A 23,321-nucleotide genomic window follows, 5' to 3' on the forward strand; every position below is an offset into this window, starting at 1 on the left:
GTTCTTCGTCGTCTGCGATCAGGGCGCGGAGTGGTTCGATGTCAGGCTCGCATTCAAAGGCAGCATGAGGCGCACCGTCATGCCGCAAGGTTGATTTTCCAGTAATTCTACCCGAGCGGCGGCGCCGTACAAACTGCGCAAACGTTCGCGCAGATTGCTCAGCCCTACCCCGCCGCCCGGCTTGGCAGACATGGTGCTGCCCAGGCCCGCGCCGGTGTCGCTGATCTGCAGGCGCAGGTGCGCGCCGTCCAGCTGGGCGCTGACGACGATCTCGCCGCCCTCCACCTTCGGCTCCAGCCCGTGCGATATCGCGTTCTCTACCACCGGCTGCAGCAGCATCGGGGCGATCGCGAACTGGCGCAGCTCGTCCGGCACCTCGATGCGATAGCGCAGCCGCTCGCCCATGCGCACCGCCAGCACGTCCAGGTAGGCGGCGATCAGTTTGGCCTCGGAACCCAGCGTCGCCTCCTCGCCTCGGCTGGCCGCGAGGCTGGCGCGCAGGTAGTCGATGAACCGTTCCAGCATGTGCTGGGCCTTGGCCGGCTGCGGGCCGATCAGGCTCACCACATTGGCCAGCGTGTTGTACAGGAAGTGCGGTTCGATCTGCGCCTGCAGGGCGCGCAAGCGCGCCTCCGCCAGCAGCCGCGCGCTGGAGGCGATCAGCTCCTGCTGCCGCGCCTTCTCCAGCGCTGCGGCCAGCCTGCGCTCGGCGCCGCGCCGCACCAGGTACATCAGCAGCGCGATCACCATCGCCAGGATCACGGATTGCAGCACGGCGCTGCGGTTGCCCAGCAAGTCGAAGAAATTCTGCCCGTTCAGCAGTGCCGTGCCTACGCTCAGGCCTATCAGCACGCTGGCCAGCACCAGCCCAAGGTTGAACAGCAGCCGGGGCATGCCCTTGGCGCGGCCCGGCCAGCCCTGGGTCAGCGCGTTGGTCGCCGCGGTGCCGCCATGGACCAGGAAGCCGATCAGGTTCGAAATGAACAGCATCGGCAGCCAGTGCGCCTGCACCAGCGCCCACTGCCAATCCCCCAGCAATGCCCGACGGTCGGCCGACATCAGCATCTCCAGCACCGTCAGGACCGTGCCCAGGCCGCAGTTCCACAACAGCGTGTACAGCAGGTTGCGCTGCGCCGTCGCCGGCCAGCGGCGGAAGAACGGGATCAGGTCCATCGGATGCGCCAGCGACGGCTCTGCGACATCCAATGAGGCCATGCCTGCCTCGCTGCGGTTATTCATCGTGTATCCCAAGTTAGTCATGCCGGCAGAAAGTTACCATGAAAGCAAAGCGGCGAAGTATAAGAAAGCCTCGCCATCGCCCTTGGACCGGCTTTGATGTTGTGTGCATCAAACACCGTCAGCACGGTCTGGGCGCGCCGCGAGTCCTGGGCCACGCCGACCAGGTAGCCGTCGGTCTCGGATCGGGCGCCGCGCCGTGGCACCAGCACATGCTCCTCCACCTGCCAGCCGGCGCCGAAGCTGTAGCTGTCCGCCTTGCCGCTGCCGATGTCGATCAGGTTGACGGTGTTGAGGATGTAGTCCTTGCTGCCGGACGCCACGCCCAGCACCGCCAGCTTGCGGTGGCGCGCCGACACCACCTGCGGCGCCACCCGTGGGAACTCGCTGGCGCCGAACAAACGCGCCTCGCGCGCCTGGCCGCTGGCGTAGTCCAGCGTCACCTGCACCGTGCTGGCGGACGCATGGAAGGGCCGCAGCTCGCCGCGCATGACCAGGCCCAGTTCCGGCAGGATGTCGCCGTCATGCATCACCACGTCCAGCCGGGTGCAGGCGCCGTCTTCGAAGGCGTTCCCGAAGTGGAAGACCGAGCGCGCCGGCAGTTCGAATATCTGGCGCAGCTCCAGCGTGTCCTTGGCGATGACCACCGCGCGCAAGGGCCGCTTGTCGCCCGCCCATTGCAGGTTCTCGCGAAAGCTCGTGTCCACCCCGCCCACCAGGTCGTACGGCGGGACCAGGAAGATCAGGTGGCGGCCGCTGACGACGAAATCGTGCACCATGTTCAGCTGCGGCACCTTGACGACGGCGCTGCGTTTCAATTCTCCGGCGGCGCTCAGTTGATACAGCACCAGCAGGTTCGCACCCGGCATGGTGCCGAAGTTCCATACGCCGCCGTCGGGATCGACCTTGGGATGGGCGGAGAACGGCATCGCCTTCAGCTCCGGGCTCCAGGTCTTGATGCCGCGCGTTTCCAGCGTCTGCGGATCGACTTCGACGGCGGAACCGCCCTCCCACAAAGCGTACACCCGCCCGCCGAGCGGCAGCAGGTTGGTATTGGCGGCGTTCATCGTGTCGTTGTTCTTGGGCTGCTTGCGGCCGATGTGGGTGCCGAAGGCCGGGTACAGGAACTGTTCCGCAGCGCTCTCCTCGACGAACTTCTGCGTGGCGACGAAACGGCCGCGATGACTGACCTTGCCGCCGCCGATCTGCCAGCGCTGCGCGAAGCCGTCGCCGTCGAACCAGTGGTGATAGCGCTCGCCGCCCAACTCGAATCGCCCGGGGCCATTGCGGTAGAAGACGCCCTGCAGGTCGGCCGGCATGCGGCCGTGGACCGCCGCGTCGCCGGAGAGCTCACCGGTGGCGCCGGCGAAGGCCGCCAGCCTGGGCTCGCGGGCCAGCGCCTGGTGGAAGCGGCGGTAGGTGTCGGCGTCGGCCAGCGCGGCGCCGGAACTCAGGCCGAGGGCGGCCAGGCCGATGCTACGGGACAGGAATTGGCGGCGGTCGCTCATGGCAGGCCTCCGCTTAGTGCAGGTTGACGCTGGTGGTGGCGCCGGCGGCCGGCAGCGTGAAGCGCGCCGCCTCGTAGTTCGGCGGACCGAATTTGCCCATGGCGTTGTTGCTGAAGGCGTAGTCCTCGGTCGGAATGCCGATCACGTTGCTGTCCATCTTGCCGTTGCCGTTAGCGTCGTGGAACAGCGAATAGGCGTAGTCGCCGGGCGGCAGGTCCTTGATCTCGATCGCGATGGCGCCGGCCACCGCCGGTGCGCCCGCCACGCGGAAGGCCTTCTTCTGGTAGGTCTCGGCCGAGTTGTACAGCGCAACCAGCACCTGGCCGTCGGCGCTGGCGACGCCGGTGACGGTGATCTTCAGGTCGGCGGCTTGCGACGGCGTGGCGGCCAGCAGGGTCAGGGTGGACAGGACGGCGGCAACGAGACTGGTGTAGCGCATGATGAACTCCGGTGAGTGTATGAGACTCCACTCTAGCCAGCGCTCCACCGGCGGCGGGGACGATGCGACGAAATGCGGCCGGCCGGCGCGAAATGCACGCCGCCGTCGCCAAATGCTGGGGATCAGGGCCGCCGGCCGGCCGGTATGTGGCGCGATATGATGTCCAGCATCTGCTCGACATCGATAGGCTTGGCGATGAAGTCGTTCATGCCGGCGGCGATGCAGCGCTCCTGCTCCGACTGCATTACGCCCGCCGTCATCGCCAGGATGGGCAGGTCCAGCTTCAGCTCCTGGCGTATCGCGCCGGTGGCCGCGAAGCCGTCCATCACTGGCATCTGCACGTCCATCAGCACGATGTCGTAGTCGGCCGGATGCGCGCGCAGCCGGTCCACCGCCAGCTGGCCGTTTTCCGCCACGTCCACGCTGGCGCCGGCGTATTCCAGCATGCCGCGCGCCACCACCTGGTTGAGCGGATGGTCCTCCACCAGCAGCAGGCGCAGGCCCTTGAGGCACTGCTCCGCCGCGTCGTCGTCGGCGGGCGCCGGCGGCGCGATCGCTTCGGCCTGCGGCAGCAGGAAAGGCAGCGTGACGACAAACTCGCTGCCCTTGCCCGGCATGCTGCTGACGGCGATGCCGCCGCCCATCAGCTCCGCCAGGCGGCGGCAGATTGCCAGCCCCAGGCCGGTGCCGCCGAAGCGGCGCGTGGTCGAGGCGTCGGCCTGGTTGAAGGCTTCGAACAGGCGGCTCTGCTGCTCCAGGTCCATGCCGATGCCGGTGTCGCGCACCACGAAGCGCAGGCCGACGGCGTCGCCGGCGTATCCGGCCATGCCGTTGGCCGAACGCTCGACCCGCAGCGCCACCTGGCCATGCTCGGTGAACTTGATCGCGTTGCCCAGCAAATTGATCAGGATCTGCTGCAGGCGCATGGCGTCGCCCACCACCGTCTGCGGCACCGCGGCGTCGGCCGCCACCGTCAGCTGGATGCCGCGCGCGGCCGCATTCGGCGTCATCACCGTGCTCACCGCCTCCAGCACCTCGTCCAGCTTGAAGGCCGACGGCGCCAGCTCCATGCGCCCCGCCTCGATCTTGGAGAAGTCCAGCACATCGTTCAGGATCCCCAGCAGCACATTGCCTGAGGACCGTATCATGTCCACATACTCCTGCTGCTGCGCGCTCAGCTCCGTGTTCCCCAGCAGGTAGGCCACGCCCAGCACCGCGTTCATCGGCGTGCGGATCTCGTGGCTCATATTGGCCACGAACTCGCTCTTGGCGCGGCTGGCGGCGGCGGCGCGCTGCTCGCCGGCGGCCTGGATCAGCTCCGCGTTCTTGCGGTCGGTGATATCCATCGCCATCAGATACGTGCCCTGCACCTCGCCGTCGGCATCGATGTCCGGCACCAGGTCCACCATGAAGTGCTGGATCTGGCCACCGCTCTCGAACTCGCGCTCGTAGTGCAGGCGGCCGCCGTCCAGCGCATGATCCAGGTCTCCCTGCCACGAATCGGCGGCCTGGCCGAAGATCTCGGCCACGCTCTTGCCCAGCATGCCCTGCGGATCGATGCCCCACAGCGTGCGATAGTGCTCGTTGGTGAACAGGTAGCGCTTGTCGCGGTCCAGGTAGGCGATCAGCAGCGGCAGGTTGTCGGCCAGGATGCGCGCCCGCTTCTCGCTTTCATAGGTGCGCAGCTGGGCCGCCTCGCGCTCGGCCATCAGGCGGTAGAAGGCGCCGCTCAATTCGCCGATTTCATCCTTGCGGTCCAGCTGCAGCACCTGGATGCCGGCGCGGCTGTCCTTGACCTCGGCGATGTTGCGGCGCAGCCGCTGCAAGGGCCGCAGCAGCCGCGCGATGCCCAGCCAGGCCAGCACGCCGGCCAGGCAGGCGAACACGGTCGCCGCGGCGGCGGCCTCGTAGCGCATCTCGCGCAGCGGCGCCAGCGCCTCGTCGCTGGGGAAGCGCGCCGCCACGATCCAGCGCGCATGCTGCAGGCGGCGATAGGAGTAGATGCCCTTGACGCCGTCCTTGTTCTCGGCCTCGGTCCAGCCCTGGAAGCCGGCCAGCGCCATTTCCGTCGCCCGGTTCTTGCCGGGGCGTTCATTAATACTGTGCAGCAGGCGCGCCTTGTTCGGATGGCTGAGCAGGATGCCTTCGGCCGTCATGATGAAGGTGAAGCCGGTGCTGCCCGGCTTGAGCGCGCTGAGCGACTCGAACGGCGCGTAGTGCAGCAGGTTGATGCCGCCCGCCAGCACCAGCGCCACGCGGCCTTCGCCGTCCAGCACCGGCGCCGTGATCAGCACCGTCGGCGCCCCGGCCAGCTTGCTGGCAAACGGCGCCGACACCACGCCGCGCCGCCGCGACAGCGTCAGGTCGAACCATTCCTGGCCGGCGGCGTGATAGGGCTGGTCCGGCAAGGCTTCCTCCAGCGCGCCGGTCAGCAGGCCTTGGGCATCGTAGATTTCAAGGAAGGAGAATTGGCCGCGCGCCGTCGGCCGCGCCTTCAGGTAGGCGCGCAGCGCGGCGGGGTCGCGCAGCGTGGCCGCCGGCAGCGACTCGGCCAGCGCCGCCAGCATGGCCTTCTTGCCGGCCAGGTGTTCATCGATGTGGGCGGCGGCGCCGGACAGCAGGGCATACTGCTGGCTGCCGATGACCTCTTTCATATCGCGCTCGGCCAGCATCAGCGCGACGACCGTCACGGTGACGGTCGCGCCCAGCACCAGCAGCATGACCAGGCCGCTGAGGCGGAATCTAAGGGTGGTCGGCAGATACTGTTTCAACGCCATGGGCTGCGCACGTCACTAGAATGATGAAATTTAAGTATTACATGCCGCAAGCCGGTTGGCTACGTCCTCCTGCCATAAACCCAACAAATGTCGCTCCGCCGCATTTCGGGGTATAGTGATTGCCACCCAGACAACCTAGCTATCTGCCATGCGCGCAGGCCCCAAACCGGACAATCCGCCAGCCCCCCACTCAGGCCCCGCGCCGCTCGCGCTGGTGCTGCTGACCGTGTGCTACTACCTGGTCGCCAACGCCAGCCTGATGCTGGCCTTCGCCCACACCAACGCCACGCCGGTCTGGCCGCCGTCGGGCATCGCCTTCGCCGCCGTCCTGCTGATGGGCTACCGGGCCTGGCCGGCGATCCTGTTGGGCGCACTGGCCGCCAACCTGGCCACCTTCACCGCCAACGGCCTGCCGCTGAGCACAGGCCTGGTGACGGCCTCGCTGCTGATCGCCTTCGGCAACACCCTCGAAGCGCTGGCCGGCGCCTGGCTGATGCGGCGCTACACCGACAGCGCGCGGCCGCTCAGCCAACTGCAGGATGTCTACAAATTCGCGATGATCGCCCTGGTCGTGTGCGTGCTCAGCGCCGGCATCGGCAGCAGCACGCTGGTGGCCGGCGGCGTGGTGCCTGCCGCCGCCTACGGCACCGTGGCGCTGACCTGGTGGGTCGGCGACATCGCCGGCGTGCTGACGGTGGCGCCGGCGATCCTGGCCTGGCGCCACCCGCGCTGGCGGCCGGCCGTGGCGCTGGAGGCGGCGCTGTCGCTGGCGGCGCTGGCGGCGCTGATCGCCTGGATCTTCGGCCGCCGCTACGCCGGCGGCGATGGCCTGGGCTGGCTGCCCTACATCTTCATGCTGTGCGTGGGCTGGGCCTCGTACCGCCACGGCCTGCGCGGCGCCTGCCTGGTCTGCCTGGCGACGGCCGGCGGCGCGGTGTGGTGCACCATCCGCGGCCTGGGCCCGTTCGCGGTCGGCACGCTGAACGACGCGCTGATCGCGCTCGACAGCTTCGTCGTGCTGTGCAGCCTGATCGGCATGGTGCTGTGCGCCGACGCCAGCGAGCGCCGGCGCATGAGCGGCGCGGTGCGCGGCCACAGCGCCGCGCAATGGGCCACGCTGCTGATCGGCGTCGGCCTGACGGTGGTGGTCTGGCACCTGGTGGCGCTGAGCACCGAGCGCCGCGCGCGCGAACAGTTCGACACCGAATGCGGCGACATCGCCGAGCGCATCGCCAGCCGCATGGCCCTGTACGAATCGGGCTTGCGCGGGGCGCGGGCGCTGTTCAATGCCGAACCGGAGCCGACCCGCGCGCAGTGGCGCGACTTCGCCGACGCGCTGGACCTGCCGCACAGCTTCCCCGGCGTGCTGGGGCTGGGCTACGCGCCGCTGGTGCCGGCCGCCGGCCGCGACGGGCTGGCGGCGCAGGTGCGCGGCCAGGGGCATCCCGACTTCCGCATCTGGTCGCGGCCGGGCGAGAGCCTGGGCGAGATGTCGACCGTGGTGCTGTACCTGGAACCGTTCCAGGGCCAGAACCTGCGCGCCTTCGGCTACGACATGATGTCCGAGCCGATCCGCCGCGCCGCGCTGCTGGAGGCCGCGCGCACCGGCGAGCCGGTGCTGTCGGCCAAGGTGGTGCTGGTGCAGAACGCCGGCAACGAGGGCCAGCCCGGCTTCCTGATGTACTTCCCGATCTACCGCAAGCCCGCCACGCCGGGCGCCGCGCTGACGGCGGCGCAGCGCATGGCGGCGCTGCAGGGTTATTCGTATAGCCCGATCCGCGCCGACGACATGATGGCCGGCCTGCTCGGCCCCGCCGACCAGGCGATCCAGCTGGAGATCTTCGACGGCAAGGACACTACGCCCGAAGCCCGCCTGTACGCCAGCAGCAAGCGCAGCGCAGACGACAGCCTGCAGTATCCCAATCCCTATCTGCGCACCGCGCCGCTGGTGCTGCTGCACCATCGCTGGACGCTGCGTTTCACGTCGCTGCCGGCGTTCGAGAATTCCATCGACCGTCAGAAGTCGCACATCGTGCTGCTGGCCGGCGCCATCATCAGCCTGCTGTTCTTCGGCGTGGTGCGGGCGCTGACCGCGCGCCAGGCCTACGCCTCCGCGCTGGCCGAGGAAAAGACCGCCGCGCTGCGCGAATCGGAAAGCTCGCTGATCGTCGCCCGCGACCTGGCCGAAGCGGCCAGCCGCGCCAAGTCCGAATTCGTCGCCAACATGAGCCATGAAATCCGCACCCCGCTCAACGCCGTGCTGGGCATGACGCATTTGTTGAACAACACCTCGCTCTCGCCCGACCAGCAAAAGTATCTGAAGATGATACGGTCGTCCGGCAATTCGCTGCTCAGCATCCTCAACGACGTGCTGGACTTCTCCAAGATCGAGGCCGGCCGCATGGAGCTGGCGCCGGCGCCGTTCCAGCTGCAGGCCGTGCTCGAGGCCATCGCCACCATCATGACCGTCAACTCCGGCGAGAAAGACCTGGAGCTGGCCATCGGCGTCGAAGCCGACGTGCCGCAGTCGCTGCTCGGCGACGGCCACCGCTTGCAGCAGATCCTGATCAACCTGGTCGGCAACGCCATCAAGTTCACCGAGAAGGGATCGGTATCGGTGCTGGTCGAGCGCATCGGCGACGCCGCCACCGACGGCACGGCCACGCTGCGCTTCACGGTGCGCGACAGCGGCATCGGCATCCCGCCGGACCAGCTGGCGCAGTTGTTCGCGCCGTTCTCGCAGGCCGACGCCTCGATGACGCGGCGCTTCGGCGGCACCGGCCTGGGACTGGTGATCTCGCGCCGCATCGCCGCGCTGATGGGCGGCGCCATCGAAGTCCGGAGCACCTCCGGCGCCGGCAGCGCCTTCACGCTGACCGTGCCGCTGCTGCGCGCCGACGAGCCGCCGCCGCAAGGCGCGCAGCTGCCGCCCCAGCACCTGCTGGTGGTCGACGACGATCCGCTCGGCGCCGATTATCTGTGCCGCACCATCGTCGCGCGCGGCTGGAGCAGCGACCGGGCCGGCTCGGGCGAACAGGCGCTGGCGCTGCTGCGCTCCGCCGCCACCCGCTACGACGCGGTGCTGGTCGACTGGGACATGCCCGGCATGAACGGCCTCGATACCATGCAGGCGATCCGCGCCGCCATGCCGGACCACTGCCCCGCCGTGATCCTGATGGTCAGCGCCTTCGGCCAGGGCAAGCTGCTGCACACCGAGGGCGCGGAGGCGGCCAACGCGGTGCTGCTCAAGCCCGTCACCATGGCCCGCCTGAACGAAACCCTGCAACTGGCGTTGAACAAGGCGCCCGTCGTCGCCAGCGCCGCGCCGGGCGCCGATGCCGGCGCCCCGGGCGTGCGCATCGACGGTGTGCGCATCCTGCTGGTGGAGGACAATCCGATCAACCAGCTGGTGGCGCAAAGCATGCTGGCCCACGCCGGCGCCAGCATCGAATCGGTGGACAACGGCCGCGCCGCGCTCGACCTGCTGCGCACCGACGCCCACCGCTACGACCTGGTGCTGATGGACGTGCAGATGCCGGAGATGGACGGCTTCGAAGCCACCGCCCGCATCCGCGGCGAACTCAAACTGGAGCTGCCGGTGCTGGCGATGACGGCCGGCGTCATGCTGTCCGAGCGCGAGCAGTGCATCGCCTCCGGCATGAACGACTTCATCGCCAAGCCTATCGACGTCGAACAGATGCTGCGCGCCATCGCCCGCAACCTCCCCGCCGCCCAGCGCGCGGCTGCCGGCCGCTAGACCGCGCAATGCGCATTGGACTGGTGTTTTCAGTCCGGATTGGCCTCTCCAGGCCCGCGATTGGTCTCCTACAATGGCTTCATTCACCCACCACATTGAAGGAAGACCACCATGAACGCACGCACCGACTTCTACACCGCCTCCCCCGACGCCATGAAAGCCATGATCGCGCTGGAAGTCGCGGTCAATAAACTGGGACTGGAGCCGTCGCTGCTGGAGCTGGTCAAGCTGCGCGCCTCGCAGATCAACGGCTGCGCCTTCTGCATCGACATGCACACCACCGACGCCCGCAAGGCCGGCGAGAGCGACCGCCGCATGCACGGCGTGGCCGCATGGCGCGAAACGCCGTTCTTCAGCGAGCGCGAACAGGCCGCGCTGGCCTGGACCGAGGCGCTGACCCAGCTCTCCACCACCCACGCACCGGACGCCGACTACGAACGGCTGCAAGCCCAGTTCACGCCCAAGGAACAAGTGGACCTGACGCTGGCCATCAACACCATCAATTCCTGGAACCGCCTGGGCGTCGGCTTCCGCAAAATGCCGGCCCTGTAAACACCCCGCGCGCCGGCGCAAATTGTGTCATGGCTGTCTTGGACAAGGCGCGCCGGCCGCCGCCGAATACCCTCTGTAGATCAAGCACATCCTTTAGACAAGCTTGCCGTTTGCATCATATGACACCGCTTCCATCTTGCAATTTGTTGCCTCTGCACAACGCAATTGTGACATTTCTCCACAAAATCGCCCACAAGCCCTGCTCCCCGGGCCACACTAAAAAAGGCGCACACAACAACCTATAACGGCGCCATCAACCAACGGAGGGGTACACGATGAAACAACCCAAGCTTGCAATTACAGCTTTAGCAGTCCTCGGCGCCTTGGCCGCCACCACCGCCCGTGCGCAGGACGGCATGCCGATCACCGTCAGCGGTTTCGGCACCGGCGCCCTGACGATGTCCAACTCCGACCAGGCGGAATTCAACCGCGTCAACCAGGCGTCCGGCGTCACCAAGCACGCACGCCCCGGCGTCGATTCGAATCTCGGCATCCAGGCCACCGCCAAATGGAGCGACACCGTCTCGTTCACCGCGCAAGGCCTGGTCCGCAAGAATGGCAACAACGACCAGTTCGGCGCCGAACTGGCATGGGCTTTCGCCAAGTTCAAGCTCAATGACGATTTCTCGCTGCGCGTGGGCCGCATCGGCCTGCCGGTGTACATGATTTCCGACGTGCGCAACGTCGGCTACGCCAACACCATGCTGCGCCCGCCGAACGAGGTGTATCGCCAGGTCACGGTCGATAACGCCGACGGCGGCGACGTGGTCTACCAGCACAGCTTCGGCGACACCACCGTGACCGCGCAGGCGGCGGTCGGCCGCGCCAAGGTGCGCTCGCCGGGCAATTACTACGTCGACTTCAAGCCTGTGGTCTCGACCCAGCTGCTGGTGGAGAACGGCCCGTTCACCTACCGCATCGGCCGCTCGCAGGCCAGCTTCGGCATCTACGACAACGCCAGCCTCACCGGCCTGGTGGGCACGCTGAACAAAGTCGGCCTGACCTCGGTGGCGAATGAAGTCAAGCTCACCGACATCAAGGGCACCTTCACGTCGGCCGGCATCACGATGGACTACAACAATATCATCGGCCAGGCCGAATACGCGAAGCGCAAGACCGAATCGCGCCTGGTGCCGGACACCAGTTCCTGGTACATCATGATGGGCTACCGCTACGGCAAGTTCGTGCCCTTCATCGTGCACGGCGACGTCAAGCAGGACAGCGTCCGCGACTTCGCGTCGATGCCGACCGCGGGTCCATTGGCGGCGCTGACCGCCGGCACCAACGCGGCCATCAAATCCGGCCTGCAATCGACCACCGGCATCGGCGTGCGCTGGGACTTCTACAAATCGGCCGCGTTCAAGGTGCAGATGGATCGCATCAAAACGCGCGACGGCGCGGGCTACTTCCTCAATCCCAAACCGGGCTTTGCGGGCAGCACCGTCAACGTGTACGCCGCCGCCATCGATTTCGTCTTCTAAGGAGAACCCATATGAAAACGACTATCGGAAAATTGCTGCTGGCGGCAGGCGTATGGCTGGCCGCAGCCCCTGTATTCGCGGCGGAAATCGTCGTCATCGTCAGCCCGAAGAATCCGGCCACGCGCATGTTCAGCGAACAGGCGGCCCAGTTCTTCCTTGGTAAATCGACGCTGTTCACGCCTATCGAGCACACCGACGGCCCGCTGCGCAACGAGTTCTATAAAAAAGTGCTGGACAAGGATTCCACGCAGGTCAAGGCCATCTGGTCCAAGCTGGTATTTACCGGCAAGGCCAGCGCACCGAAGGAGCTGGGCTCCAGCGCCGAGGTGAAGAAAGCCGTGGCGGCCGATCCGCAGGCCATCGGCTACATCGAGAAATCGCAGGTCGACGACACCGTCAAGGTGATCCTCACGGTGCAGTAAGCCGCACCGCTGCCAGCAACAGCGCCGGAATTTCCGGCGCTTTTTTTATCCTCAGATCTGCGCGACGCCGCCGTCGACGAACAGCTCGATGCCGTTCACGAAGCTGCTGTCGGCGGAGGCCAGGAACAGCACGCCCTTGGCGATTTCCGCCGCATCGCCCAGGCGGCCCATCGGCACCAGGCTGGCCAGGTGGCCATACAAACCGTCCACATGCTCGGCCGGCACCAGCCCGGCCAAACCCGGCGTGGCCACCGGGCCAGGGCTGATGACGTTGACGCGGATGCCGCGCGGTTTCAGGTCCAGCAGCCAGGAGCGGGCGAAGTTGCGCACCGCCGCCTTGCTGGCGCTGTAGACGCTGAAGTTCTCCGTGCCCTGCACCGTCGTCGTCGAACCGGACAGTATCACCGAGGCGCCATCCTTCAGCAGCGGCAGCGCCTTCTGCACGGTGAACACGGTGCCGCGCACATTGGCGCCGAAGATGCGGTCGAAATGCTCCTCGGTGATCGCCCCCAGCGGCTGCATGTCGCCGCCGCCGGCGTTGGCGAACAGGATGTCCAGCTGGCCGGAGCGGCGGCCGATTTCCGCACACACGCGGTCCAGGTCCGCCAGATTGGCGCTGTCCGCGCGCACGCCGACGGCACCGTGGCCGATGGCGTCGACCGCGGCGTCGAGCTCCGGCTGGCGGCGGCCGGTAACGTAGACGGTGGCGCCCTGCCGCGCGAACTCCTGCGCCGTCGCCAGGCCGATGCCCGAGGTGCCGCCGGTGATGAGTGCTACTTTGCCTTGAAGTTTCATGATCTGCTCCATAAAGTGAGTTGAGTGCAGCCACTTTAAGGCCATCGCATTATTCGATAAAGTAGCTATAAATGAATGCTTTATTCCCCTGTATGTATAATCGAAGCAGGAGGAATCATGGATCAGCTACTGGCAATGCGCACCTTCGCCCGCGTGGTGGAGGCGGGAACCTTTACCAAGGCGGCCGATTCGCTGCAAATGCCCAAGGCCACGGTGACGAAGCTGGTGCAGTCGCTGGAGGCGCACCTGGGCGTGCGCCTGCTGCAGCGGACCACGCGCCATGTCGCCGTCACGGAAGACGGCGCCCTGTACTACGAGAGGGCGACGCGGTTCATCAAGGATCTCGGGGACATCGACAACAGCTTCGGCGCCGCCCACGGCACACCGCGCGGCCACCTGCGCGTGGACACCGGTTCCTCGGTGGCCAGCCGCATCATCGTGCCGGCGCTGCCGGAATTCCTGGAACGCTATCCCGGCATCCAGCTCGACCTGGGCGTCAGCGACCGCCACGTGGACCTCATCAGCGACAACGTCGATTGCGTGATACGGGGCGGCGTCATCACCGACCTGTCGCTGGTGGCGCGGCCGATCGGCAAGGCGGCCTGGATCACCTGCGCCACGCCGGACTACCTGGCGGCGCACGGCACGCCGCGCCATCCGTCCGAGCTGGAAGGCGAACACCGCTTCATCAATTATCTGTCCGCCCGCAGCGGGCGGCCGGTGCCGGCCAGTTTCGCGCGCGCCGGCCAGAAGCTGGAGATACGGCCGCGCCACGCCATCGGCATCAACGAGAGCAATGCCCACTTCGCGGCGGCGCTGGCCGGCTTGGGCGTGATCCAGACCTTCGACTACATCGCCCGCGACCACATCGCCAGCGGCGCGCTGGTGCCCATCCTGAAAAGCTGGCAGCCGGCGCCCTACGCGTTCCACGTGGTCTATCCGCCCAACCGGCACCTGAGCAACCGCGTACGCGTGTTCATCGACTGGATCACCGGGCGCTTCGCGGAACTGGCCTAGCCTTCGACCACGATGACAGGCCGCAGCCGCTTGCGCGAGGCGCGCGCGTGCGGCACCCAGGCGTGGGTCTGCCAGCGGCGCCACATGACCAGGCCGCGTATCCATTCGTCGGCGGCGTAGGCGATCCACACGCCGGGCAAGCCCCAGCCCAGCACCACGCCCAGCAGCCAGCTGCCGCCGGCCAGCACCAGCAGCATCGACAGGGCGCCCGCCATCACGGGAAAGCGCGCGTCGCCGGCGGCGCGCAGCGCGTTGATCACCACCAGGTTGAAGGTGCGGCCCGGCTCCAGCAGCACGGTGATCCACAACAGCGTGGCCCCGGCCGCGATGATCTCCTGGTCCTGCGTGAACCAGCCCAGCAGCCATCGCCCCAGCAGCGCGGCGCAGGCGGCGATCAGCACGCAGACCACCAGTCCGCGCGCCAGCGAACGCCGCACCACGCCATGCGCCTCGCGCAGCCGCCCGGCGCCGATCAGATAGCCGACCACGATTTCCACCGCCAGTCCGGTGGCGATGCTGAACATCATCACGCCGCCCATCAGCTGCAGCACATAGGCCTGCGTCGCCAGCGACCTCGCGCCCAGCTCCGCCGCCGTCGCCACGCTGACCATGAAGGCCAGGCGCCAGGCGATGTTCTCGGCCGCACCGGGCAGGCCGATGTGCAGCACCGCGCCCAGTTCGCGGCGCGGCAGGCGCCACCAGTCGTCGCGCGCCACGCGGATGTGCAGGTGCACGCGCCACATCAGCAGGTGCAGCGCCAGGCCGATGGCGCGGCTGACCGCCAGCGCCACCGCGTAGCCGGGCAGGCCCAGCGCCGGTATCGGCCCCCAGCCGTGCATCAGCGGTATCGCCAGCGCCAGGTGGCTGAGGTGCATGATCGCCAGCACCACCAGCGTGTCGCGCGTGCGCAGGTGGGCGCGCATCACGCTGGCCATCGAGGCGTTCCAGGCGTCGAGCAGCATGGCCGGCGCCAGCGCCTGCAGGAACGGCGCCGCCAGCGGCAGCACTTCGGCCGGCGCGTTCAGCAGGTGCAGCACGCCGTGCGCGCCCAGCAGCGCCATCAGGCCGGTGACGACGCCCAGCCAGGTGCTGGCGCCCACCACCGCGCAGGCCACGCGGTCGGCCGCCGCGCGCTGGCCGCCGCCCAGGTTTTGCGTCACCACCACGCTGACGCCGGCGCCGATGATGCGGAACAGGATGAACAAGGTGGCCGACACCTGGCTGGCGATGGCGAAGGCGCCGCCGGCGGCGTCGGAGATGCGCGAGGCCAGCGCCGTGCCGATCACGCTGGAGGCTATCGCCAGTCCCAGCTCCACGAGCAGGGGCCAGGCGAGGTTGAACATGGGTGGTGTGCGGACCGGGGTTTTGGAGGCAGGCATGGAGCAATGTTAAATAAGTGTTGCCAGAATCTTAGTTTATATCAACTGGAAGCGCTTTCATCCTCTACATTGAAATTATCTATGAAGGTAGAATCGTTAGCAAAGGATACACTTCCGCTGTTCTTACCCAGCCGCGACTATCATTGTGCGATTCACCATTTACGTCGTTGCCCATTTGCTGGTCCTGTTGCTGAGCTTACTCGGCGGGCAGGCCAACGCCCAGACGCTGACGGTGTTGTATCCCGACATCGGCGATCCCTATCGCACGGTGTTTGCCGAAATCCTCCAGGGCATCGAGGAACAATCGAAGGCCAGGCCGCGCGCCATCGCGCTGACGGCCGCCACCGACCTGGGCGAACTGCGCAACCTGCTCAAAAACGGCAAGGTGGTGATCGCCCTCGGCCGCCAGGGCTTGAAGGCGGCCGGCACGCTGGACCCGGCGCAGGCCGTCGTGGTCGGCGGCGTCGGCCCGTCGCCGGACGCCGACCGCCTCAACGGCATCAGCCTCACGCCCGACCCCGCCCTGCTGTTCTCCATGCTGAAAAACCTGCTGCCCGGCATACGCCGCGTGATCGTGGTCTACAACCCGGCCGTCAACGAGACGCAGATCCGCCTGGCCCGCGAGGCCGCCCGAAGCCTGGGGCTGGAGCTGGCCGCGCTGGAGGCGTCCGACCTGGCCGGCGCGGCGCGCGCCTACGAAACCCAGCTGGCCGCCGCCGACGGCCACCGCGACGCGCTGTGGCTGCCGCAGGACAGCACCACCGTCGAGGAAACCACCATCCTGCCGCTGGTGCTGAAGGAGTCGTGGAGCCGCAACGTGCCGGTGTTTTCCAGCAGCGTCTTGCACGTCAAGAAAGGTGTACTGTTCGGCATGTATCCCAACAATGTGCAGCTGGGCCGCGACCTCGCCGCGCTGGCGCTGTCCATGCAAAACGGCGAGCAGCCCAGGCGCGGCGTCACGCCGCTGCGCGCGGTGCGCAGCGCGCTCAATTCCCGCACCGCCAGCCACATCGGCCTCAATCTTGTCTCCAGCCAACAACGGAGCTTCGACGCCGTCTTCCCCGAACCCTAGGGACGAGCCCGCCATAGGCCGATATTATTTCCGAATTGCAAATTCTCAGCTTATACTATGAAAGCATCTTAATAACGTCATTCCTGGCGCCGCAGTAGAAGTGCAGTAAAGATCGTCTGATGAAAAACACAATATTCAATCCACGGCGCTGGAGACGCGCCGCCGCCCTGCTGCTGGCGAGCGTCGCCGGCGCCGCGCAGGCCGGGGGCGGCGTGATTCCGTCCAGCATAGCGCTGGTCAGCGCCGGCGCCGCCCATGGCGGCATGCTGATCGAGCCGGCCGCGCCGCTCGTCTCGCCGCCGCAGTCGCCGCTCCAGTCTTCCCCGCCCATGCCCATGCCGGCGCCGCTGCGCGCCGACGTGCGCCCCGTCACCCTGGCCCAGCTGGAAGACCAGTTGCGCCGCCCCGAATTGCAGGCTTCCATCGGCAAGGGCACCATCGCCGTGGTCTACCCCAACGTCGAGGAACCGTTCCGCTCCGCCTTCATCGCCATGATCCAGGGCATCGAGGAGCGGACCAAGCTCAAGGTCCGCAGCTACCCGGTCGATCCCAGGGTCGATACCGCCGAGCTGAACGCCACGCTCAAGCGCAACGGCACCAAGGTGGTGATCGCGCTGGGCCGCCAGGGCTTGAACGCCACCGCCGGGCTGGACCGCGAGATCGCCGTGCTGGCCGGCGGCGTGCTGCTGCTGTCCGACGCCGAGAACGTGATGGGCATCAGCATGACGCCCGATCCGGCCATGCTGTTCTCGCGCCTGCGCGCGCTGCTGCCGGAACTCAAGCGCGTGATCGTGGTCTACAACCCGCAGAAATCCGAATGGCTGGTCAAGCTGGCGCGCGAGGCCGCCAAGGCCCAGGGGCTGGAGCTGCAAGCCCACGTGGCCGGCGACCTGGCCAGCGCCGCCCAGCTGTATCCGCAGCTGATCGCCGCCGCCGACAACCGCCACGACGCCGTCTGGCTGCCGCACGACAGCACCACCGTCGAGGAAAGCACCATCCTGCCGCTGGTGCTGCGCGAATCGTGGAACAGCGGCGTGCCGCTGTTCTCCAGCAACGTGCTGCACGTGAAGAAAGGCGCGCTGTTCGCCATGGTGCCGGACAACGTCGAGCTGGGCCGCACGCTGGCCGCCTCGGCGCTGGGCGTGATCGCCGGCGACGTCCGCCGCCGCGCGCTGGTGCCGCTGCGCGAGCTGCAGACCGCCATCAATCTCCGCACGGCCAGCCACATCGGTCTCAACCTGGGCGCATTGCAACAGCGCAGTTTCGATTTCGTCTATCCGCAGCCCTGATGATTAACATAGTCCGTAATTTCCTGCGCCGTACCGGTTTCCAGCGCCAGCTCACCGTCATCGTCTCCGGCGCGATTCTCGGGCTGGCCGTGTTCTCCGCGCTGATGAACTCGTGGGAAGCCAATGCCCGCATGCGCGACTATTTCATCGAACAGGGCCAGCGCATCGCCGACAACCTGGCCCGCCAGAGCACGCTGGCGCTGCTGTTCCACTCGTCCGAGAACGCCCGCGAAGTGGTCAACTCCACGCTGTCCTTCCCGGACGTGGCGGCGCTGCAGATCATGGATACCAAGCGCAAGGTGCTGCTGTCCAAGGTGGTCGACGGCGCCAGGCTGGACCAAGCCAACCTGTCGAAGCCGGTGCCAGCCCACGCCGGCCTGGTCGGCGAAACCGCCGACGGCTGGCTGTTCGCCGCGCCGGTCTACGGCGGCCAGAGCGAGGCTTCGCCGTTCGAATTGCAGGAACACCAGCAGCAGCTGCTCGGTTACGTCCACGTGCAGATCGCCAAGAGCACGCTCAAGCAGCTGACCTGGTCGCTATTGCTGGGCAACCTGGCGCTGACCCTGTCCTTCGCCGTGGTGCTGCTGGTGCTGGGCCGCCTGCTGACGCGCCACATGATCAACCCGCTCAACGCGCTGTCGACGCTGATGCGCCGCGCCGAGTCCGGCGAATCGGGCATGCGCGCGGCGCCGGCCGGCCCGCGCGACCTGATCGAGATGGCCCACGCCTTCAACCAGATGATGAACGTGCTGGAGCAGCGCGAGGCCGAACTGAAGGACTCGCGCGACGCCGCCGTCAACATGGCGCAGATGAAGGCGCAGTTCGCCGCCACCGTCAGCCACGAGGTGCGCACGCCGCTCAACGGCGTGGTCGGCATGCTCGACATGCTGAAGGAAACCCGCCTCACCCAGCGCCAGCAGGAGTTCGTCGACGTCGCCTGGAATTCCTCGCGCACGCTGATCGCGCTGATCAACAACATCCTCGACTTCTCCAAGATGGAAGCGGGCAAGCTCAAGCTGGAGGAAACCGAATTCTGCCTCGGCACCCTGCTGTCCGAAGTGACCGAGCTGGTGGCCCGCCCGGCGCAGCAGAAAGGCGTGTCCCTGAACTGGACCATCGCGCCCGACGTGCCGGCCCGCATCGCCGGCGATTCGCTGCGCCTGCGCCAGATCCTCATCAACCTGATCGGCAACGCCATCAAGTTCACCGACCGCGGCGAAGTGGCGATCGCCGTCGCGCTGCTGCCGGGCGCCGCCTTCGGCCTGAGCTTCGAAGTGCGCGACACCGGCATCGGCATGAGCGAAGAAGTGCGCCGCCACCTGTTCGAAGCCTATGTGCAGCCGGACCCGAGCACCACGCGCCGCTACGGCGGCACCGGCCTCGGCCTGGCCATCTGCAAGCAGCTGGTCGAGCTGCTGGGCGGCCGCATCGGCGTCGACAGCGAGGCCGGCCGTGGCACCACCTTCACCTTCTCCATCCTGTGCCGCCCGGCGCTGCAGCAAGTGGCCGGCCCGCCGTTGCCGATGCGTCCGCCAACCGCCGCGCCATCGGCCGCGCCGCTGCCGGTGCCGTCGCTGACGCCGACCTTGAGCCCGGCCGCCGCCGAGCCCGAGCGCCAGTTCCGCGTGCTGGTGGCCGAGGACAACCGCACCAACCAGATGGTGGCCGCCGGCATGCTGGCGATGAACGGCTGCGTCTGCGAATTCGCGGCCGACGGCGTCGAAGCCGTGCGCGCCGCCCAGCGCGAGCGCTTCGACCTGATCCTGATGGATTGCAGCATGCCGGAGATGGACGGCTACGAAGCCACCGCCCACATCCGCCTGGCCGAGCTGGCCATGGGCCGGCGCACGCCGCTGGTGGCGATGACCGCCAACACCCAGGTCGGCGACGCCGAAAAATGCCTGGCCGCCGGCATGGACGATTACCTGGCCAAGCCGATCACGCTGGTCGAGCTGCGCCACAAGCTGGAAAAAGGGCTGCCGCACGGCGGCCCGCTCAGCACGCCCACCCCGCAGGCCACGGCGGCCCAGGCCTATGCCGCGGCGCCGCGCGGCGCCGGCATCCCCTGCCCGGTCGACCCGGCCGTGTTCGACAAGCTGCGCGAAGTGCTGGGCGACACGCTGCCGCACGCCGTCACGCCCTACCTGGAAGACACCCCGGCCTGCCTGGACGAACTGGAACAAGCCGTGCAAGCGGGCGACATGCATACCGCCCGCGCCCGCGCCCACGCGCTCAAGGGCTCCTCCGGCAACTTCGGCGCCGAAACGCTGGCCCAGCTGGCGCAGCAGGCCGAACACTTCGCCGCCGAACAGCAGCCCGGGCAGATCGAACCGCTGCTGGCGCCGCTGCGCGCCCACTACGAGGCGCTGGCCGCCTTCCTGCAAGCCGAGATCAGCGACACCGCCCCGGCCGCGCCGCAGACCGGCGACGAGCGCCCGCAGGTGCTGGTGGTCGACGACGACCGCAGCACCCGCAGCACGCTGCGCCACACCCTGCAGCGCGACGGCTTCCGCGTCGAGGAAGCGGCCGACGGCGCGCAAGCGCTGGCCATGCTGGCCCGCTTCCAGCCCGACGTGATCCTGATGGATGCGATGATGCCGGTGATGGACGGCTTCACCGCCTGCGCCCGCATGCAGGAACTGCCCAACGCCGGCGCCGTGCCGGTGCTGATGATCACCGCGCTGCAGGATAATTCCTCGGTCGAGCGCGCGTTCGCCGCCGGCGCCAGCGACTACATCCCGAAACCGATCCACTACGCCGTGCTGTCGCAGCGGGTGCGCCGCATCATCGAGGCCAACCGCGCCGAGAAGCGCATCCGCCACCTGGCCTACAACGACGTGCTGACCAACCTGCCCAACCGCACGCTGTTCTTCGAGCTGCTGGCCGCCAGCATCGAGCAGGCCCGCCACGCCGGCAACGGCCAGCAGGTGGCCGTGCTGTTCATGGACCTGGACCGCTTCAAGTATGTCAACGACAACCTCGGCCACGACGTCGGCGACCGCCTGCTGCAGGCCGTGGCCCAGCGCGTGCGCCACACCGTGCGCGCCGACGACGCCGTGGCCCGCCTCGGCGGCGACGAATTCACCGTCGTCCTCAACGAGCTCGACAGCCCGGCCGCGGCCGCCACCGCCGCCCACAACATCGTGCGCGTGCTGTCGGCGCCCTTCCCCATCGACGGCCACGACATCTTCGTCACCGCCAGCGTCGGCATCGCCATGTATCCGCACGACGGCGCCGACGTCGCCACGCTGGTCAAGCACGCCGACAGCGCCATGTACCGCGCCAAGCGCACCAACTCCGGCTTCCAGTTCTACGAAGCATCGATGGAGCATTCGATCTCCGAGCACGTGCGGCTGGAGAGCGACCTGCGCCGCGCCATGGAGCAGCAGCACCAGCTGGAAGTGTACTACCAGCCGCAAGCCTGCCTGGCCAGCGGCAAGATCATCGGCATGGAGGCGCTGGTGCGCTGGCGCCATCCGACCCGCGGCATGATCGCGCCGGTCGACTTCATCCCGCTGGCCGAGGAAACCGGCCTGATCAACCCGCTCGGCGACTGGGTGCTGCGCACCGCCTGCGCCCAGCTGCAGCAGTTCATCTGCGCCGGCCTGCCGCCGATGCGGGTGGCGGTCAACCTGTCGGTGCGCCAGTTGCTGCAAAAGGATTTCACCGCCTCGGTCGAAGCCGTGCTGGCCGACACCGGCCTGCCGCCCGACCTGCTGGAGCTGGAGATCACCGAGAGCACGCTGATGGAAAACGCCCAGGACACGCTGGCCGCGCTGCACCGCCTGCACTCGCTGGGCGTGCGCCTGTCCATCGACGACTTCGGCACCGGCTACTCCTCGCTGTCCTACCTGAAGCGCTTCCCGGTCGACATCATCAAGATCGACCGCTCCTTCGTGCGCGACGTGCCGCAGGACGCCGACGATGCCGCCATCGTCAGCGCCATCATCGCGCTGGCCCACAGCCTGCGCCTGGAGGTGGTGGCCGAGGGCGTGGAGACCGAGGCCCAGCTGCAGTTCCTCAAGGGCCGCGAGTGCGACCTGCTGCAGGGCTTCTACCTGAGTCCGGCCGTGCCGGCGGACCAATTCGCCGAACTGGTGCGTCGCCATATCGACACGCCTACAACAGTCGCCGCGCGAATTTGTTGATTTTTACACATAAGCAACAACCGGCAGGCTAGAATCAAAAAAACGTAACAGGAGATAGCATTTTGAAAGCGTTGAGCGCCCACCGGCTGTACCTGACCGCGGCACTCACCCTACCGCTGGTCGCAGTCCACGGCATGGCCCATGCCGACCCCGTGACTGAGGAAGACGAACTGGCGCTGGTCTACGGCACCAGCGACAGCGTCAGCATCGCCACCGGCAATCTGCAAGCGCTGCGCCGCGCCCCGGCCGTGGCCTCCGTCATCACCGCGGCCGACATCGCCGCCATGGGCGCCACCGACCTCGATCAAGTGCTGGAGACCGTCCCCGGCGTGCACGTCAACCGCACGCCGAACAGCAACTCGCCGCTGTACGTGGTGCGCGGCATCGTCAGCGCCTACACGCCGCAAATCCTGATGCTGCAAAACGGCGTGCCGATCACCACCGCCTACGTCGGCAACAAGGGCAATATCTGGGGCGGCTATCCGGTCGAACACATCGCCCGCATCGAGATCATCCGCGGCCCCGGCTCGGCGCTGTACGGTTCCGACGCCTTCTCCGGCGTCATCAACATCATCACCAAGGGCCCGGGCGAAGCCCAGGGCAGCGAGTTCGGCGCCCGCGCCGGCTCCTTCGGCAGCTACGACGGCTGGGTGCAGCACGGCGGCAAGATCGGCCCGGTCGAGGTGGCGGCCTATGTCCGCCTCGGCAAGACCGACGGCACCGACGCCATCATCGACGCCGACGCCCAGACCCGCAACGACACGCTGTTCAAGACCCACGCCAGCCTGGCGCCCGGCTCGCTCAACAACCAGCTCAAGGCGATCGACGCCAACCTCGACCTGATCTACGGCCAGTGGCGCGGCCGCTTCGGCTACAAGAAGCGCTATGACATGGGCACCGGCGCCGGCATCGCCTCGGCGCTGGACCCGGTGGGCCGCCAGCGCGGCGAACGCATCACCGGCAGCCTGGCCTGGGCCGACCCGCAGTTCACGCGCGACTGGGGCCTGGGCGCCACGCTCAGCAGCCAGCAGTATGCGCAGGAAGTCAGCACCATCTACCAGCTGCTGCCGCCCGGCCTAACCTTCCCGACCGGCGCCTTCCCGAACGGCATGCTGGGCGCGCCGGAGACTTTCGAACGGACCTACCGGCTGTCCGGCTTTGCCGACTACAGCGGCTTCAACAATCATCACGTGCGCATCGGCGCCGGCCACGACGACATCGAGCTGTACCGCACGACCGAGCGCCGCAACTTCAACTATGCGCCCAACGGCACGCCGATCCCGCTGCCTGCGGTGATCGACACGATAGGCACCACGCCCTTCATGCTGCCGCAGCGGCGCAAGGTCGATTACCTGTACCTGCAGGACGAGTGGAACTTCGCCAAGGACTGGAACCTGACGGCCGGCGTGCGCCACGACCATTACTCGGACTTCGGCGGCACCACCAATC

The 23,321-nt window shown here is 67.7% G+C and carries 15 protein-coding genes; 9 read left to right on the top strand and 6 right to left on the bottom strand.

Annotated features, from left to right (window positions below):
• Nucleotides 1-18: 18 nt before the first annotated feature.
• The 4 genes from DUGA2_RS14190 to DUGA2_RS14205 all read right to left on the bottom strand — a co-directional run bounded on the left by DUGA2_RS14190 (nt 19) and on the right by DUGA2_RS14205 (nt 5,960).
• Nucleotides 19-1,239, bottom strand: a complete 1,221-nt coding sequence (locus DUGA2_RS14190; RefSeq protein WP_070267046.1) for a sensor histidine kinase — start codon at nt 1,237-1,239, stop codon at nt 19-21.
• A 17-nt stretch (nt 1,240-1,256) separates the two neighbouring features.
• Nucleotides 1,257-2,744, bottom strand: a complete 1,488-nt coding sequence (locus DUGA2_RS14195) for a carotenoid oxygenase family protein (RefSeq protein WP_070267047.1) — start codon at nt 2,742-2,744, stop codon at nt 1,257-1,259.
• 13 nt (nt 2,745-2,757) lie between these two features.
• The gene (locus DUGA2_RS14200) at nt 2,758-3,183 is read right to left on the bottom strand and encodes a DUF2141 domain-containing protein (protein ID WP_070267048.1); all 426 of its coding nucleotides are present in this window, start codon (nt 3,181-3,183) and stop codon (nt 2,758-2,760) included.
• Nucleotides 3,184-3,305: 122 nt separating this feature from the next.
• Nucleotides 3,306-5,960 (bottom strand): ATP-binding protein, encoded by a 2,655-nt coding sequence (locus DUGA2_RS14205; protein WP_070267049.1) that lies wholly within the window; start codon nt 5,958-5,960, stop codon nt 3,306-3,308.
• Between the two features lie 148 nt (nt 5,961-6,108).
• Between DUGA2_RS14205 and DUGA2_RS14210 the strand changes: the two genes are divergently transcribed.
• From DUGA2_RS14210 to DUGA2_RS14225, 4 genes are all read left to right on the top strand, one after another.
• Nucleotides 6,109-9,717 (top strand): CHASE domain-containing protein, encoded by a 3,609-nt coding sequence (locus DUGA2_RS14210; protein WP_070269826.1) that lies wholly within the window; start codon nt 6,109-6,111, stop codon nt 9,715-9,717.
• Between the two features lie 111 nt (nt 9,718-9,828).
• On the top strand, nt 9,829-10,269 hold the full coding sequence (locus DUGA2_RS14215) for a carboxymuconolactone decarboxylase family protein (RefSeq protein ID WP_008448900.1): 441 nt from the start codon (nt 9,829-9,831) through the stop codon (nt 10,267-10,269).
• Nucleotides 10,270-10,544: 275 nt separating this feature from the next.
• Nucleotides 10,545-11,750 (top strand): hypothetical protein, encoded by a 1,206-nt coding sequence (locus DUGA2_RS14220; RefSeq protein WP_070267051.1) that lies wholly within the window; start codon nt 10,545-10,547, stop codon nt 11,748-11,750.
• Nucleotides 11,751-11,761: 11 nt separating this feature from the next.
• The gene (locus DUGA2_RS14225; protein WP_070267052.1) at nt 11,762-12,172 is read left to right on the top strand and encodes a hypothetical protein; all 411 of its coding nucleotides are present in this window, start codon (nt 11,762-11,764) and stop codon (nt 12,170-12,172) included.
• Nucleotides 12,173-12,223: 51 nt separating this feature from the next.
• Here DUGA2_RS14225 and DUGA2_RS14230 read toward each other — a convergent pair whose 3' ends face one another.
• On the bottom strand, nt 12,224-12,967 hold the full coding sequence (locus DUGA2_RS14230) for an SDR family oxidoreductase (protein WP_070267108.1): 744 nt from the start codon (nt 12,965-12,967) through the stop codon (nt 12,224-12,226).
• Between the two features lie 117 nt (nt 12,968-13,084).
• On the opposite strand from DUGA2_RS14230, the gene DUGA2_RS14235 reads away from it, so the two are divergent.
• Nucleotides 13,085-13,984, top strand: a complete 900-nt coding sequence (locus DUGA2_RS14235) for a LysR family transcriptional regulator (protein ID WP_070267053.1) — start codon at nt 13,085-13,087, stop codon at nt 13,982-13,984.
• On the opposite strand, the gene DUGA2_RS14240 is transcribed toward DUGA2_RS14235, so the two are convergent.
• On the bottom strand, nt 13,981-15,327 hold the full coding sequence (locus DUGA2_RS14240) for an MATE family efflux transporter (protein ID WP_070267054.1): 1,347 nt from the start codon (nt 15,325-15,327) through the stop codon (nt 13,981-13,983). The genes DUGA2_RS14235 and DUGA2_RS14240 overlap by 4 nt on opposite strands.
• A 181-nt stretch (nt 15,328-15,508) precedes the next feature.
• Between DUGA2_RS14240 and DUGA2_RS14245 the strand changes: the two genes are divergently transcribed.
• The 4 genes from DUGA2_RS14245 to DUGA2_RS14260 all read left to right on the top strand — a co-directional run.
• Complete coding sequence (locus DUGA2_RS14245; RefSeq protein WP_070267055.1) at nt 15,509-16,435, top strand: ABC transporter substrate-binding protein; 927 nt, start codon at nt 15,509-15,511, stop codon at nt 16,433-16,435.
• A 119-nt stretch (nt 16,436-16,554) separates the two neighbouring features.
• Entirely contained in the window at nt 16,555-17,724 is a 1,170-nt protein-coding gene (locus tag DUGA2_RS14250) for an ABC transporter substrate-binding protein (protein WP_070269827.1), read from the top strand.
• Complete coding sequence (locus DUGA2_RS14255) at nt 17,724-21,872, top strand: EAL domain-containing protein (protein ID WP_070269828.1); 4,149 nt, start codon at nt 17,724-17,726, stop codon at nt 21,870-21,872. The genes DUGA2_RS14250 and DUGA2_RS14255 overlap by 1 nt, the downstream gene beginning before the upstream one ends.
• 62 nt (nt 21,873-21,934) lie before the next feature.
• On the top strand, nt 21,935-23,321 hold a 1,387-nt coding region (locus DUGA2_RS14260; protein WP_070269843.1), incomplete at its 3' end, for a TonB-dependent siderophore receptor.

This window comes from Duganella sp. HH101, assembly GCF_001758795.1.
In the GTDB taxonomy this organism is placed as follows: domain Bacteria; phylum Pseudomonadota; class Gammaproteobacteria; order Burkholderiales; family Burkholderiaceae_D; genus Rugamonas; species Rugamonas rivuli.

Bases quoted from the DNA above. Each gene is read 5' to 3' on its own strand.
- DUGA2_RS14190 (WP_070267046.1), bottom strand. From the start codon at position 1,239: ATGAATAACCGCAGCGAGGCAGGCATGGCCTCATTGGATGTCGCAGAG.
- DUGA2_RS14195 (WP_070267047.1), bottom strand. From the start codon at position 2,744: ATGAGCGACCGCCGCCAATTCCTGTCCCGTAGCATCGGCCTGGCCGCC.
- DUGA2_RS14200 (WP_070267048.1), bottom strand. From the start codon at position 3,183: ATGCGCTACACCAGTCTCGTTGCCGCCGTCCTGTCCACCCTGACCCTG.
- DUGA2_RS14205 (WP_070267049.1), bottom strand. From the start codon at position 5,960: ATGGCGTTGAAACAGTATCTGCCGACCACCCTTAGATTCCGCCTCAGC.
- DUGA2_RS14210 (WP_070269826.1), top strand. From the start codon at position 6,109: ATGCGCGCAGGCCCCAAACCGGACAATCCGCCAGCCCCCCACTCAGGC.
- DUGA2_RS14215 (WP_008448900.1), top strand. From the start codon at position 9,829: ATGAACGCACGCACCGACTTCTACACCGCCTCCCCCGACGCCATGAAA.
- DUGA2_RS14220 (WP_070267051.1), top strand. From the start codon at position 10,545: ATGAAACAACCCAAGCTTGCAATTACAGCTTTAGCAGTCCTCGGCGCC.
- DUGA2_RS14225 (WP_070267052.1), top strand. From the start codon at position 11,762: ATGAAAACGACTATCGGAAAATTGCTGCTGGCGGCAGGCGTATGGCTG.
- DUGA2_RS14230 (WP_070267108.1), bottom strand. From the start codon at position 12,967: ATGAAACTTCAAGGCAAAGTAGCACTCATCACCGGCGGCACCTCGGGC.
- DUGA2_RS14235 (WP_070267053.1), top strand. From the start codon at position 13,085: ATGGATCAGCTACTGGCAATGCGCACCTTCGCCCGCGTGGTGGAGGCG.
- DUGA2_RS14240 (WP_070267054.1), bottom strand. From the start codon at position 15,327: ATGTTCAACCTCGCCTGGCCCCTGCTCGTGGAGCTGGGACTGGCGATA.
- DUGA2_RS14250 (WP_070269827.1), top strand. From the start codon at position 16,555: ATGAAAAACACAATATTCAATCCACGGCGCTGGAGACGCGCCGCCGCC.
- DUGA2_RS14255 (WP_070269828.1), top strand. From the start codon at position 17,724: ATGATTAACATAGTCCGTAATTTCCTGCGCCGTACCGGTTTCCAGCGC.